We start from the raw sequence: 13,578 nt of genomic DNA, 5'->3' as shown, positions 1-13,578 counted from the left end.
ATGGCTGATCTCGCGGTCATCGACCGTTTCACCGATACATTCTCGCGCTATATCGATTCCGGCTTTGGAATTCTCGGCGGCGACGTTGCGTTTCTAAGCTCCACGCTGGTTGTGATCGATTTGACGCTTGCGGGCCTCGCGTGGAGCCTGCGGGCCGACGATCACATCATGGTTACGCTTGCCAAAAAAGTGCTCTATGTCGGGGCATTCGCCTTCATCATTGGCAATTTCAAATCGCTTGCCGGCATCGTCTTCAGCTCGTTCTCAAGCATCGGGCTGAAGGCAAGCGGAGGGTCACTGAGCGCGGCGGATCTGATGCGGCCGGGCTTTGTGGCCTCGACAGGATTCACCGCGGCGCATCCGCTGCTCGAGGAAACCGGCCAGTTTTCGGGCTTCGAGATGCTTGCCAACCTGCCGACGATTCTGATCCTGCTGTTCTGCTGGATCGTGATCGTGCTCGCGTTCTTCGTACTCTCGGTCCAGCTCTTCGTCACCTTGATCGAGTTCAAGCTGACAACGCTTGCAAGCTTTATCCTGGTGCCGTTTGCGCTCTGGGGCAAAACGTCTTTCCTTGCGGAAAAGACGCTCGGCAATGTGATTGCATCCGGCGTCAAGGTGATGGTGCTTGCGATCATCATCGGCATCGGATCGACCATCTTCGGCGAGCTTTCCAGGACGCTGACCCGGCCGGTCGATATCGTTTCTGCCATGAGCCTGCTGCTCGCCGCGCTCTCACTGTTCGGGCTCGGCATCTTTGGGCCAGGCATTGCCGCAGGTCTGGTGTCGGGCGCGCCTCAACTTGGGGCGGGTGCAGCTGCCGGCACAGTGGCGGGGGCCGCAGCGGTCGCGATCGGTGGCGGTGCGCTGGCGCTCGGCGGTTTGCGGATGGCGGCGGGCGGATCAATGGGCGCGCTGCGTTCAGCTGCCTCGCTTGCCGGCACGTCGGCAAGTGGGGCTACTTCGGCGGCAGATGCCGCCCGCCAGGGTTCCCAGCCAGCGAATTCGGGCGGGCCGGGCGGTGACGGCTCCGCCTCAACCAGTGGCAGGCCGTCGGGTCTTGCTAGCCAGTTCCGCCGGGGGCAGCACGTCAAGGAAGCGGCGCGCGTCGTCAGCCAGAGCCTGAAAGAAGGTGACAAAGGCAGCCAATCCTCCGGTCCAAGGCTGAGAGAGGATTGAAAGCATGGCGTTCCACCCCTTCCAGCGTCCGTCCGTGCGCTACGGCAACACGCCGGAACCTGTTACGCCCTACCAGAAGGCGCAGCAGGTCTGGGACGAGCGGATGGGCTCGGCCCGCGTCCAGGCCAGCAACTGGCGGATTGCGGCCCTGGCCGCTACGGCGCTTTCAACGGTGTTGGGTCTCACGCTGACAGCGTTGATCGGCCGGTCCAGCGTAGTGCCGTACGTGGTCGAGGTTGATCGCCTCGGCGAGGTGCGCGCGGTTGGTCCGGCATTCGAGACCTACCGGCCGTCCGATGCCCAGATCGCGCACTTCCTGGCGCGCTTCATCGAAAACGTCCGCTCGCTGTCGATCGACCCGGTCATTGTACGGATGAACTGGCTTCGGGCGTATGACTTTGTCACCGATCGCGGCGCACAGGCGCTCAACGAGTATGCCCGCGAAACCGACCCCTTCACCAAGATCGGCACGAAAACCGCTACCGCCGACGTGATCTCGGTCGTCCGTGCATCCGGCGACAGTTTCGAGATTCGCTGGATGGAGAGCACCTTTGAGAACGGCGCGGTGACGAAGACCGAGCGCTTCACCGGCGTCGTAACGGTCATCCTGAAACCTCCCACCACCGCCGAGACGTTGCGGAAAAATCCGCTCGGTCTCTACGTTCATTCTCTCAACTGGTCGCGCGACCTGATCGGAGACGCAAAATGATGTCCTTTGCCATGAAGAGCCGCGCGTCGGTCAGCATCCTTGCGTTGGCCATCACACTTGGGGGCTGCGCCACGAAACTGAATCTAGAGGCGCCGTATGACGAGTTGAGCTTCGAGAAGGCTCTTCCGGAAACTGATCCGCCTGCGCCAGTTCAGGTCGTGGAGGTACCCAAGGTGTTGCCCCTGCCTGGCCAGCTCAAGCCTTGGCCGGCCAAAGGCAAGAAAGGCGAAACGGTTCCGCCAGAGCAGGCCGTTGCCACTGCCAACAAGGCCGCGCGGATCGAGCCGACCCGGGCAGGCTATATCAATGCCATTCAGGTCTACCCCTGGACTGAAGGCGCGCTTTATCGGCTTTACACCAGCCCGGAAAAGGTCTCCACCATCGTGCTGCAGCCGGCCGAAGAGCTGATCGACGTCTCAACCGGCGACACCGTGCGCTGGGTCATCGCTGATACGATCAGCGGGCAGGGGAGCACACGGCGCGTTCATATCCTGGTCAAGCCGACGCTGCCGGACATTCAGACCAATCTCGTGGTCCTGACCGACCGGCGCACCTACCACCTCGAGCTCGTCTCGACCAAGCAAACCTACATGGCCTCAATCTCCTGGACCTATCCAACCGATAGCTTGGTCGCGCTGCATAAGCAGAACCAGGCGGCTCAGGAGACTGAACAGCGTGTCGCTGATCGCGGCGTCCGGCTGGACAGTTTGAACTTCCGCTACCGTATCGAGGGGGACGATCCGCCGTGGCGGCCGCTGCGCGCGTTCGACGATGGCCATAAGGTCTTTATTCAGATGCCGTCGGGTCTCTCCCAAGGCGAAGCGCCCCCGCTCTTCATCGCCGGCGCCGATGGCCGGCCTAACCTCGTCAATTATCGCGTGCGAGGCTCTTATTACATCGTCGACCGGATGTTCGGCGCCGCCGAGCTTCGCCTGGGCGAGAATCCTCAGCGCACAGTTCGGATTATCCGCACCGATGCGCGCCCGGTCTCGCAGATCTTCAGCACTGGAGGCGCATCGTGACCGAGGATTCCGACAAGGTGCCACCGGAGCGGCTGGAATTGCGGGCACGGCCGCGGCCGATCCGCCGTCTCAACAAGCGCACCCTTATGATTGGCTGCGCGGTCGCAGCGTTGTTCATCGCGGGTGCTACGATCATCGCGCTCAGTCCGCCTCGGATGTTCAAGCCCTCCGAACGAACCGAGTTGTACAACACCGACCGCAAGCAGACGGCTGACGGGCTCACCAAGCTGCCCAAATCCTACCAGGACTTGACCCCGAAGCTTGGCCCACCGTCGCCCGGCGATGTCGGTCGCGCCTTCGCCGAGAGTGAGAAGAAACTAGGGGCAAGCCCATCCGAAACGCCGTTCCAGGCTAATCCGGAGCAGGATGTTGAACGGGCAGAGCGGATCCGCCAGGCCCGAATTGCGCAGCAGGCCAAGGAGTCGGGCCTCCTGTTTCGCTTGTCCGACAAGCAGGACCGGCGCAAACAGCCAGCGGCCGCGGTCACAACCACTGAGCAGCCTTCGGCATTTCGTCCGGCACCTGCGGACAACGCTCCGACGACAGCCGATCTCCTTGCAAGGGCCCACGGAGTGAACGACCGCTCCAGCGAAATCATTCCGTCGTCCCAGGCGCGCAAGCTCGCTTTCGTTAGCGCCAAAGCCGACAAGGAAACGACCAACCCTCACAGCCTCACAGCCGCGCCGTCGCCCTACGCAATCATGGCGGGATCGATCATTCCGGCGAGCCTAATCACTGGCTTGAATTCTGATCTGCCGGGATCGACGATCGCCCAGGTAACGGAAAACGTCTTCGACACCGTGACTGGCGAGCATCTCCTGGTGCCGCAGGGAACGAAGCTCGTTGGCAAATACGACAGCGTCGTTGCCTTTGGCCAGAAGAGGGCTCTCGTTGTGTGGACGCGGCTCATCCTGCCGAATGGAAACTCGATCGTGATCGAGAATTTGCCGGCCACAGACGTGGCGGGCTATGCTGGGCTGGAGGACGAGGTCGATTTCCATACGTGGCAATTGCTCAAGGGAATTGGCCTGGCGACGCTTCTCGGCATCGGGACCCAGCTCTCGCTTGGTAATGACGAGAGTGATCTCGTCAAGGCGCTGCGTGAGAGCATTCAGCAGACGACCAATAGGGCAGGTCAGCGGCTCATCGAACGTCAACTCGACGTACAGCCCACCATCACAGTGCGACCTGGTTGGCCGTTGCGCGTCATTGTTTCAAAGGATCTGGTGCTGAAGCCGTATCAAGACATGCAGACGGCGGCCAAGGCGAGGTAATGCTGATGAAGCTTTCGAAGCTGCCCGACCGAACCCCGGTCAAGCTCAGCACGACGCTAACGCCGACCCTTGCGGCGCGGCTTCGCGACTACGCCGACTTTTACGCAGAGACCTACGGTACACGGGAGGAGGTGGCCGATCTCGTACCGTCTATGCTTGAGGCGTTTCTAGATAGCGATGCGGATTTCCGGCGAGCCAGCCGGCCGGCGAAGGAGGCTTCAGGCAGCGTGTCTTCGAAACCCCAACAATAAGGCTATTAGAACGACCAAGGGCAAAAGCCGTCGAGACTAGTTAGGAAATAGCCTTGCTCGGGTTAGTTAGACGTTCGATGGCTTCCTTCACAAGGCTCGTCGCGCGTTCTAGCCGCTGCTGTAGAATGCTTAACTCGGCGCTACCGGCTTCTTCTAGACGGAGGCTTTCCGAGGAAAGAGCCTCAGCCACCAATTGTTCGACAGACGCATTAGCCCAAAAGGCACTCGGCGCAAATTCCATCTCTTCACGACCACTGAGAATCGGCGAGACATCTCCAGTGGGCGTCATTTTAGTGCCCACCGAAAAACCATCGGTTAGGGCAAGTTCGACATTTTTGCTGGAATATCGATCGCAGAAAGAACTTCCTTCGTTCCTTCCAGCCTGTATCCGAATCGATATACCCGCTTGCCCGCTCCATTCCCTCCGGGCTCAGTTCGCTCGACAAAGGGTTCGATGGGCGGAATTCCTCGACCAGACATCTGCCGAAATCCATAGCATTGGGTGCAAAAGAGATGCCTCGTAATACCTAGTATACTAGGTGGAGTAAACGCAACTGATGATGCCGTCTTGCCGCATGAAATTGCGGCGGACGGTAGCTCGAAATCTCAGAAGGCTTCGGCAGCAGAGCGGCCTCACACAGGAGGAACTCGCGGATCGCGCCAATCTCAATCGAAATTATGTTGGGATGATAGAGCGCGAAGAAAACTCGCCGACGGTCGACGCTCTCGAACAGCTGTCAGTTGCTCTGAACGTCAGCCCCGTTTCGTTTTTTCAAGTCGATTAGCGTAGCAGTTTCGCTCCGAGAAGGGAGAAACCTTCGGGGGTACCAAGGTTCGTCAAACCCAGCTCGTCACACTGGGTCAAGGCCCAATAGGTAACTTGGCCGCTTTTGGTTCAACTCCACATTGAGCCGTAATCCCGCAGTTCGTCGGTGCGAGCTTCCTTAACTCCGCGGTGGATGTTTTGCCTGGGCAGATCCAATGCCCCGGGGTGATAGCGCTTTCCGGGTAGGGGCAGCAAAGTAATGAGGGCCGCCCTTTTCCTATCTCGGAGCCTCAAGACCGCCAAAAGACGCGGCCGGGACGCGGCTAGACAAAGTTGCGATTTTCATGGCTAGACGGCGGGGCACTTCGCTAAGTGGACGGTCCTATTGATCTTGTTCGGCGCTCTGGTCGCCGGGGCTTCGGCTACCTATCGCTTTTGTTGTGGAGCATGCGGCGGCGATTGGCGTATCTAGGGCGCTTGGCGGGGAGTGTGCCCTTAATGCTGGTTCGGCTGAGCAAGGACGCGCGCCGTGAACATTTGGTGCTTGAGTCTCGGCATGCCTGCGCCAAAATTGGAAGAATACAAGATTTCCTTCAAGCAGCTGAGCTGAGTACGGGTACCCCTATTTGGTGTCGATAAAGTTGACGACGGCAAGAGATTGTTGGGCCTCATCGCTGGCGATACCAAGGCCCATGCGGCCCTGGTCAGGTTGATACGGAATCATTTTGACGGACCGACTTTAGATTTCGGCCACTAAGCTCGTGCGCCACGTGATGAGGCGATATCGGCAACTTCGTCATGATCGGTTCAGGCCACTAAAGGCTTGCCGGTGGCTAACGTACTCGGTGCGAACCGATGGACGAAACATCGAATGTTTGCCTGCGATCCAACCGAGCGCAAAGTCTCGGATATTCCCGTCGACGTCCTGCCGATCCACTCGAAGCGGAGGACATGGCCGCTGAACGGCACCGCATGCTTGCTTCGCTTCGAGAGGTAGCAAGAATACAGCCAGTCGACGACGAATCCGACCGTATAACCTTTCCCGACGGCGATGTCGTCCGCCAGCGACTGATATACACCTTCGGCGATCGCGTCGTGGAAGGGCGTCGGTGATGCCACGATTCCGCCGACGACCGAAAACCATTCATCCTTCGCGTCCTTCTTGGATGCGACCGCATTCGTGAGAGCTTTCGTTAGGCGGACGACGGCTGCCTCGCTGGGTTGGATGTAGCCAATACTGGCCACGATGAATTGCAGTACATTCGGCGTCTCCGGGAACACGGTTGGCGCCTTGCCTTCCGCTTTGAGCCGCCGCCTTTCCCCGCCGTCCGCATTCTCCCATGCGGCATCAGACGCCCTGGTCTCTTCGATCAGGCGCAGCAACTCTGCTGTCAGAGATTCCGCGGAGCGCAGCTTTCCGGCACATTTTAGTTGGAAGGCCAGATGGATCGGCACTGTCCACTCGCCGGCCCGGATCCTGCGTGCGACGTAGTCGAACAGCGTCTTTATGCCGTCGTAACCGTCGTCGAGCCACCGTGCAAAATAGTACTCCATGAAAGTCCGATGGGTAAATTCGAAGACTCCACCGATCCGTTCCTGCAACACCCAGGAACGGCCGATGAGATGTCCCACGAAGCGTTCCGCCGCGGCACGCGCTCTGTTTTCGACGTCGCCGTCGTAGACCTTTCGGAAGAAATTCAGCGCGGTCTGCTTAAGCCACTCCGCGCCGGAATCTCCCTCGCTCTTCCGGTCGATAAGGTAAAGCCGATGGGCAATCTCTGTCACGAGTTGAAATAGCCAGTGCGAATCCGGAAGTTCCGGGTCGATTTCCTTCAAGCTATCCCAGCGTCGGAAGAGAAGTTCTGAACACTCGCGGTATAGTTCGATCCTGTTGTCGGGTATCCTCTGCGCAACGTTGTAGATCCACACGATCAGTGCCAGCAGCAACGGATTGACGACGAACTCTGGAGCGTATTGGTACGCCTGTCTGGAGAACTCCGGCGCCCGCTGGTCGATCTCGACATCGTCCATCTGAAAGACATGCTTGCTCGCAGAGCGGAAATAAGAATCGATTTCAGTAGGGATAAAAGGTTGCAGCTCGAAGAGGCGGACACCGCGTATCGGGGTGACCAAGAAATCGGTCCGGCAAGTAAATATGAAATGGACCTGGAGAAAACGGTTGGCGAGTTGTTGCGTGACGTCGATTAACTGCCGCCGCTTCGGTGACGAAATGATCTCGTCGATACCGTCGAACACGATAATGATGCGACCGAAATGGAGCAGATGCCGGACGAACATCTCCATCTCGTCGTCATTTTCGATCTCGGCTTGTCTGCAGATTTCCGACGTTATGAATTCGATTAGGCTTTGATTCGATGAGGCATTATCTCGGCGTACGAAACGGCGCACCTCGACGCGGACGGCCATCGGGGACTTGCCGTCGCGCTGGGCACTACGCAGCGTGTCGAGGCATATCCGCTGCGACAGTGTCGACTTGCCACCGCCGGGATCGCCGATGACCGCGCATTGGTTGGAGTTCGAAAGGAGTTCCTCGATCGATACCTCGGGCAGGCCGATTGCCTTGATGTCGTGGGTCTTGATCGAAAATTCGGCTTCTGAAAGCCGTGCGGGAATGTATAGCTTGTCGATTTCGCAATTGACGGTGCGCTCCGCCGGGCCGTCGATGCGGACATATTCGTACGCCCCCATTAGGCATCCCGAGACGTGCTTGATCTTGTGTTCAACAACTGCTGGAGCAAGATAGACCCAGTCGGGGAATTGCTTTCTTTCCAAGCCGGAGAGCGTGCCGCTCGCGTCTGATCGGGAATCAAGCAGAGTCTGCCCCGCCAAGGCGATCCGCTTGAGCGCGTCAGGCCGCATTTCCGAGGTTACGATCTTGATCTGTTCGGATGGGGTAGCTTCACGTCTCGTCCGCGTGTTCTTCATTTCGGTGTCGAAGACGAAGAGCAGGTCGGGGTTCACCTGCAGCCGAATGCTTTCCCTCAGCATGAACCGAATGGTCGCATACAATGTCTTGCACGCGGCTTCCTGCTTTGCCCGATCCAGTCCAGGAGAGTGCCTGGCAAACAGTGCCTCGAAGTATGTTCGTACCCCGGGGTCGTCGCTCTCGTAGAATGCGTCTCTCGCTATGAGCTCTAGTATTCCCGACGACTTGAGTTCGTCGATCACTCCAGCGACCGATTGCGTCAGCAATCCTTCGTTTCCGATCAGCACATCAAGGTCAGAGATCGCCTTCCGCATTACCGGCGATTGCTCGCTGGGATCCTTTGCAGAGAACTTCTTCTGAATCCGGTAACGGCGGTAAACATCGCCTGCGACAGCCGACACCGCCGGCCTGACTAACGCCATCAGGGGGCTCACCAACCAAGTTGCCGCCATTTGTTCCTTTCCACGCGCCAAACGCGCGTGTTCGTAAGCTGTATTCGTACACTCTCGCGGCCCGACGTCCTTAATCTGCTCTCATAATGCAAGTTGCGCACAACGCCACACAGCGGCGGCGGCAGTCAATTATAGAGTAGCTTGAAATCGTCGTGCTTGCGGAGTGCTTCTGGCCTGTACGGCCCTACAGTGCTGCATTGCGTTACGGCTACGAAATCTGCTCGGGTCTTAACGGTCGGATCAATGGGGGCGTCATGTGTTATATCGCGAACCTTGATCTCCCAATTCATGGTTGTGACATAACGCTGTAGCCAACCCCATTTGGGGAGTTTCTCGGCGAAGGCATCTAGCGTGTCGCGCATGCCGGCTACTTCGCAGTGCTGCACACCGTCCGCTGCTGGAAAGATGTGGAGGGCAGGGCCCGCATCTCCAGTGTTCGGCATCTTGGAGCCATTGACGAAGATCGGGCCGGCTTTCAGGCCGTCCGGTACGGAGGTTGCTTGCTTACACATCCAATGGAGTACGATGTCGGAGAGCCTTGATTCCGGTTCGGGGTACGATCCACCGATGTCGGAATGGTTGCCAGCAAACCAGCATTGAACAAGCCGAGCATGCCCAGGAAAGTGCGGAGCGCCCTTGTCGCTGCCGCCCCAGCTAACGCGATCGAAATCCTTTCGGGTCTCGTCGATCGCGTTGGCAGCCCGCGCAAACGAGACGTGCCTGCTCAACAGACGATCGAAGTTTGCACCCTTCCATATGGCCTTGTGGGATCGCGATTGACCGGGTTCGGGGTAATCCATGATGGTCTTGGTGGTGGCCTTGTTCTGCCAGTACCAAAACAGGGCATTTGCAGCGGCCACGATGAGGACTTGAAGCAAGAAGCCCGCGACCATGAATCCCGTTCCGAAAGCCCAGCTACTTAACGCAGCAAGGCCGACCGCGGGAATAAAGCCGCCGATGAACGCCGCAAGCGACACGCCGGCTGACAACCCTGCCTGGATGATAACATATCGCATTCCGCTGGCGCCGAGCGCGGCGACGGTGTCGAACACACCGATGAAATAGGGGGCGGCATTGGAGTCCGATCCATCACCCGAGCCGTACTTTACCTGAAAGCGGCGTGCCAATTCCAGGCGCTCGTCCTCGAATTCTGCGCGAGGGTGGCCGGCGCCGTGCTCGAGCACAGTGTCGACGGCTTCCAAGGCGATGTCGCGCGCGGCCTTTCGAAACCGCATTAGGGGACCGGCAGGTGTCTTCGTTGGGATGCCGCACAGCATCAGCAGGTTCGCGACGCTGCGGACGGTGTACGCGCCTCTACTAAAGCCGAACAGATAGACTCTGTCACCAGGCTGGTAGTGGTTGATGATGAATTCGTAGCAGTCGGCAATGTTTCGCTTGATCCCGGCGCCCGTCACCGATCCAAGAAGTTTCTGGACGAAACGGACAGGAGCGGTGAGGGCGGTCGTTCCGATGTCGGTCCCGAGCCCGGCGTCGTAAAAGACCACCTGCTGCGACGGGTCAATGGCGGTGTCGGCGTGGTCCCGGCAAATCCGATACATCTTGTAGATATTCGATATTCGTTGCTCCGGGCGCGCGCCACCGTCCTGGCCCGTACCGTCGGAGAAGATTACGATGTTCTTCGGCATTTCCCCTCCCTTCGGCCGCCCACGGATCCTGAATTTAGATATTTCGTCCCAATTTCATGATGTGATCGCGCAGTTCGTTGCATGCCGGCCCCATGCTGGCGGCTGCCTCGTTCGGATCGAAGCGGTAGCGTATCGTGCTAATGCCCGCCAGGTCGCTCGGCAGCTTCACTCGCGTTCCTCGCGGCTCCATCAGGATTGCACGGCTGCGTCCCAGGCGTCCCATGAAGAAACCGAGTTCGAACACGACGTTGTCGCGCGGGGTCGGCCAATCCTCGTCACGTACTTTGGTCTGGTCGTCCGGGTGGGCAATCGCGATCGCGAAGTCGCACCGGTCGAGTTCATTCTCGAGCGACTCCAGAGTGTAGTTCGTGACGCGAAACACGCCGTTGGCCCAAACGATAGTTGCGAAGGGATCATATGCGAAGGCGTTTTCGATGGCCCTTGCGACGGGCAATGCCTCTACCGAGGAGATCACGAACACGCGAATCTTTTCGTTCGGCGGCCGGATCAAGATATTCCGCTGCTCGAGCCGCCGTGCGACTTCCTGCGCGAGCCGGCGCCAAACCTCGGGAAAACGCGCGGCTAGGGCAGAAAATTCCTGTTCCGTGATCTTCAAAACGACGCCGTCGTCTTCGGAGACGATCGACGCCGAACGCCTCTGGATCGGGGAGATGGTAGCCATCTCGCCGACCGAATCTCCGGCAAACCGCCTTGCCACTTCCTTGCCGTTGACTATGACCCGATAAGTCCCGGCGATGAGCAGATAGGTATCGTTGTCCGAACCGTTTTGCTCGATCAGGGACTGGTCCTTGCATACGGCTTCGAGCTTTCCGGCGTCCGCGAACGCCTCGGGAAGATCGGGGATTCCGATCGCGATCTTGTGCTTTCTGAGTTCTTCGATCAGCAGTGCGCGTCCACGCTCTCCCTGAAATCTCGTGATCACGATGCCGTCCTCATGCTGCGAGCGGGCAGTCGTCGAGCGTTCCGCAGCATTTGACGCCCTGGACCCTGTACGCCTGGAAGAAGTCGCTTTCGGCCTTTCGCCATCGTTGCAACGCGATCGTAAGATCCTTCAATGCCTCCTCATGGTTACCACACGCACAAATCGGGAGACGAAGGTCATCGGCATGGTCGCATTTGCACCGCGAGCGCCTGGTCATCAGTCGAAGGCTTTGCTCCTTCACCGTCATCAGCCGCCGGCCGTCGAGGAGCAGTCTTAGACGCGGTTCGCCACCCGCCTTCCTGCGCACCGACGAGAGCCGTGCTTCATCCAGGAGGCACCGGAATTGGGGGCCGAGTTCCGAAGCGGCCTTTTCGGCCACCATCTGATTTCGCGCAGCTTCCGGACCGTGAGCACGGGCATCCGATCTGCCGGGCCATCGGCGCTGCGCGGAGGCTGTTTGTTGCCTTTTCAGAAAGACCAAAAGCTTCCTCCACCAGGCTTCCGCGCCGGCGGTTTCGAGCGTCGTTATCGGTTCCATCTCCGGCCAGTACAGGCAGAACGAGCCATCGTGGCTGATGTGCCGCTCCGGGCATACGGAAGGGAGCAGTGTGGGCCGCTCCTCCCGCACCCTGACGCTGTCGCCTGCGGGCTCAACGCGGACACGAAACGTAGTTGCCGGCCTTCCCGAAACCATGGGAGGCGTGACGTCGAACGTCGCAAAATCGGAGGCGACGTCGATCGGCTCCGCGTGGTGCGCATTCGCGTTGTCCCGCACAAATTTCAGCGGATTGTCCGCCATCTAGGCCGGTTCGCCGTAAGGGCGGAAGGGCTGCTCGACCGCCTTCGCCATCGCGGGCGCCGATACCGAGAAGGCTGCAACAGTCGCCGCCTTGGCGACCTTGTCGCCATCGGCTGCAAGGGCATCGACCGCCGAGTCGTAATCGAGGCCAGCGATCTTTCGGCTCTTTCCGAACAGCTTCTGAACGGCGCCACTGCCGGCGTCGTAGGCCTCCTGCCCGATGGCCGTTTCCGTGCCAGAACACCGGCACTGTTCGTCCTCGGACGCCAGCACGCCGCGGCTGACGGAACATCGTACCCGGTCGCCCTGCATGCCCAATCTCGTGACCGTCATTGCACCGAACTCGAAGCCGATGGCCAAACCCAGCCCGTCTATGTCGATCTTGTTTGCCTCCAGGCGCTCGAGCGCCAGATTGAAGCTGCTTCGCAGCCCCCCGGCGCAAATGGTTGCCGTTGAGATGGTTTCCTCATCATCGGTGGTGTGCGCTGTCCCTTCCATCAAAAGCCCGTGAATGCAGTCCCCAATGAACCGGATCCGGCGGCCGCCGAAATCGGACGAAAGGACGCGATCGAGTTCGGAACGGATTACATGGAAGCAGCGGACGACATCCTCGGCATTCTTGTCGATATGCTTGGCGACGTACTTGGTGAACCCGTCGAGGTCGGCATAGGTCGATACGGCTTCCATCCGTCGCGAGTTCGCCGGGGTCAGGACCGAGATATCCAAGTTACGCAAGGGTGGCGTCGGACGGGAGAATTCAAACGAACCGATGGGGTTTTCCTCGTTGTCTTTCCGCCATTCCTTGACGATCTCGTCCTTAGTGACGTCAAGCTTGGCTTCGTCCTGGCACTGTTTGATCTCGTCGGCGCTGAGGGGAGACGTCCCTTCGGTACCCGCATCGACTTCCGACAGTCCGGCGGCCTTGCGGGCAACGTTCGTCAGGAAGACTCCCTCGGCTTTCCAGTTCGATGCGAGCTTGGCGGCGAGATTCGCGGCAGACCCCAGAAACAGCGGCTCGCGGTTGCCGCTCCGGCCGTTGTTGACGGAGAGCGTCACACCTGTGTCGATGCCGATCCGCACCTTCGCATTCGGAATATCCTCATCGTCGTCGCCGGTCTCGGCGAGCACGTCGATAATCAGTTTCCCAATCGCGACCCCGCGACAGACTCGCTTTTTCTCCTCATCCGCGCCGTAAGGCTTGGTCACGAGCGAATGAAGGCGCTGGTTATGGAAGTCGACGCGCCGGACATCGCATCGGGCAAGAATCCGGCGAACCGCCCGCTGATGCAGGTTGAGGAAGCGAAGCGCCCGCTTGTGGCAGCGCTCGCCCTCGGCGGCGGTCGTGCCGAGAATGTCCGACAGGTTCAAAATGTCGGCGTACATGTGCACACCGTCGACGCGGTAGGCCTTGGTCGTCGGAATCGACTCCAGCGACATGTCGCGCTTGTAGTCGACGATTTCGACCGTCTTCACTTCTTCCAGACGCTTGTCGATCGCGTCTTTGGCGCGGTCGTACTTCCAGGAATTGCTCACGGGACGCTCCTTCGAGGGCAACGATATTCACCCTTTGTTCGACTAAGCACTTCGGCCCGA

General features: G+C 59.4%; 12 protein-coding genes. 6 read left to right on the top strand and 6 right to left on the bottom strand.

The annotated features are described in order from the left end of the window. From trbL to ACH79_RS37435, 5 genes are read left to right on the top strand one after another with little or no spacing between them, the layout of a single operon-like run. Positions 1-1,176, top strand: a complete 1,176-nt coding sequence (gene trbL, locus ACH79_RS37455) for a P-type conjugative transfer protein TrbL (RefSeq protein WP_161855385.1) — start codon at positions 1-3, stop codon at positions 1,174-1,176. 4 nt (positions 1,177-1,180) lie between these two features. Further along, complete coding sequence (trbF, locus tag ACH79_RS37450) at positions 1,181-1,885, top strand: conjugal transfer protein TrbF (protein ID WP_161855384.1); 705 nt, start codon at positions 1,181-1,183, stop codon at positions 1,883-1,885. Then, complete coding sequence (gene trbG / locus ACH79_RS37445; protein WP_246738285.1) at positions 1,882-2,907, top strand: P-type conjugative transfer protein TrbG; 1,026 nt, start codon at positions 1,882-1,884, stop codon at positions 2,905-2,907. Before trbF ends, trbG begins: the two co-directional genes overlap by 4 nt. Further along, on the top strand, positions 2,904-4,181 hold the full coding sequence (locus ACH79_RS37440; RefSeq protein ID WP_202639111.1) for a TrbI/VirB10 family protein: 1,278 nt from the start codon (positions 2,904-2,906) through the stop codon (positions 4,179-4,181). Before trbG ends, ACH79_RS37440 begins: the two co-directional genes overlap by 4 nt. Then, positions 4,181-4,432 carry a DUF2274 domain-containing protein gene (locus ACH79_RS37435; protein ID WP_246738284.1) on the top strand — a complete coding sequence of 84 codons (252 nt, stop codon included), beginning with the start codon at positions 4,181-4,183 and terminating at the stop codon, positions 4,430-4,432. The genes ACH79_RS37440 and ACH79_RS37435 overlap by 1 nt, the downstream gene beginning before the upstream one ends. A 40-nt stretch (positions 4,433-4,472) precedes the next feature. On the opposite strand, the gene ACH79_RS37430 is transcribed toward ACH79_RS37435, so the two are convergent. After that, positions 4,473-4,721 (bottom strand): hypothetical protein, encoded by a 249-nt coding sequence (locus tag ACH79_RS37430; protein WP_161855383.1) that lies wholly within the window; start codon positions 4,719-4,721, stop codon positions 4,473-4,475. A gap of 268 nt (positions 4,722-4,989) precedes the next feature. Here ACH79_RS37430 and ACH79_RS37425 point away from each other — a divergent pair, with 268 nt between their 5' ends. Beyond that, positions 4,990-5,217, top strand: coding sequence for a helix-turn-helix domain-containing protein (locus ACH79_RS37425; RefSeq protein WP_371419319.1), 228 nt, complete (start codon positions 4,990-4,992; stop codon positions 5,215-5,217). A gap of 788 nt (positions 5,218-6,005) precedes the next feature. On the opposite strand, the gene ACH79_RS37420 is transcribed toward ACH79_RS37425, so the two are convergent. The 5 genes from ACH79_RS37420 to ACH79_RS37400 all read right to left on the bottom strand — a co-directional run bounded on the left by ACH79_RS37420 (position 6,006) and on the right by ACH79_RS37400 (position 13,518). Continuing rightward, entirely contained in the window at positions 6,006-8,597 is a 2,592-nt protein-coding gene (locus ACH79_RS37420) for an NACHT domain-containing NTPase (protein WP_161855382.1), read from the bottom strand. Positions 8,598-8,722: 125 nt separating this feature from the next. After that, positions 8,723-10,243, bottom strand: coding sequence for a DUF2235 domain-containing protein (locus tag ACH79_RS37415; protein ID WP_161855381.1), 1,521 nt, complete (start codon positions 10,241-10,243; stop codon positions 8,723-8,725). 34 nt (positions 10,244-10,277) lie between these two features. Beyond that, on the bottom strand, positions 10,278-11,186 hold the full coding sequence (locus ACH79_RS37410; protein WP_161855380.1) for a TIR domain-containing protein: 909 nt from the start codon (positions 11,184-11,186) through the stop codon (positions 10,278-10,280). A 10-nt stretch (positions 11,187-11,196) separates the two neighbouring features. Beyond that, positions 11,197-11,985, bottom strand: coding sequence for an E2 domain-associated cysteine-rich protein (locus tag ACH79_RS37405; protein ID WP_161855379.1), 789 nt, complete (start codon positions 11,983-11,985; stop codon positions 11,197-11,199). Next, positions 11,986-13,518, bottom strand: a complete 1,533-nt coding sequence (locus ACH79_RS37400) for a transcriptional regulator (protein ID WP_161855378.1) — start codon at positions 13,516-13,518, stop codon at positions 11,986-11,988. It lies immediately after the preceding gene. Between the last annotated feature and the right edge of the window lie 60 nt (positions 13,519-13,578).

This window comes from Bradyrhizobium sp. CCBAU 051011 (assembly GCF_009930815.1).
Classification (GTDB): domain Bacteria; phylum Pseudomonadota; class Alphaproteobacteria; order Rhizobiales; family Xanthobacteraceae; genus Bradyrhizobium.
Note: the sequence above shows the minus strand (reverse complement) of the source record. Positions and strands in the feature narration are given on the sequence as shown.

Coding starts and splice junctions, on each gene's coding strand:
- trbL (WP_161855385.1), top strand. CDS start 1: ATGGCTGATCTCGCGGTCATCGACCGTTTCACCGATACATTCTCGCGC.
- trbF (WP_161855384.1), top strand. CDS start 1,181: ATGGCGTTCCACCCCTTCCAGCGTCCGTCCGTGCGCTACGGCAACACG.
- trbG (WP_246738285.1), top strand. CDS start 1,882: ATGATGTCCTTTGCCATGAAGAGCCGCGCGTCGGTCAGCATCCTTGCG.
- ACH79_RS37435 (WP_246738284.1), top strand. CDS start 4,181: ATGCTGATGAAGCTTTCGAAGCTGCCCGACCGAACCCCGGTCAAGCTC.
- ACH79_RS37430 (WP_161855383.1), bottom strand. CDS start 4,721: ATGACGCCCACTGGAGATGTCTCGCCGATTCTCAGTGGTCGTGAAGAG.
- ACH79_RS37425 (WP_371419319.1), top strand. CDS start 4,990: ATGATGCCGTCTTGCCGCATGAAATTGCGGCGGACGGTAGCTCGAAAT.
- ACH79_RS37420 (WP_161855382.1), bottom strand. CDS start 8,597: ATGGCGGCAACTTGGTTGGTGAGCCCCCTGATGGCGTTAGTCAGGCCG.
- ACH79_RS37415 (WP_161855381.1), bottom strand. CDS start 10,243: ATGCCGAAGAACATCGTAATCTTCTCCGACGGTACGGGCCAGGACGGT.
- ACH79_RS37405 (WP_161855379.1), bottom strand. CDS start 11,985: ATGGCGGACAATCCGCTGAAATTTGTGCGGGACAACGCGAATGCGCAC.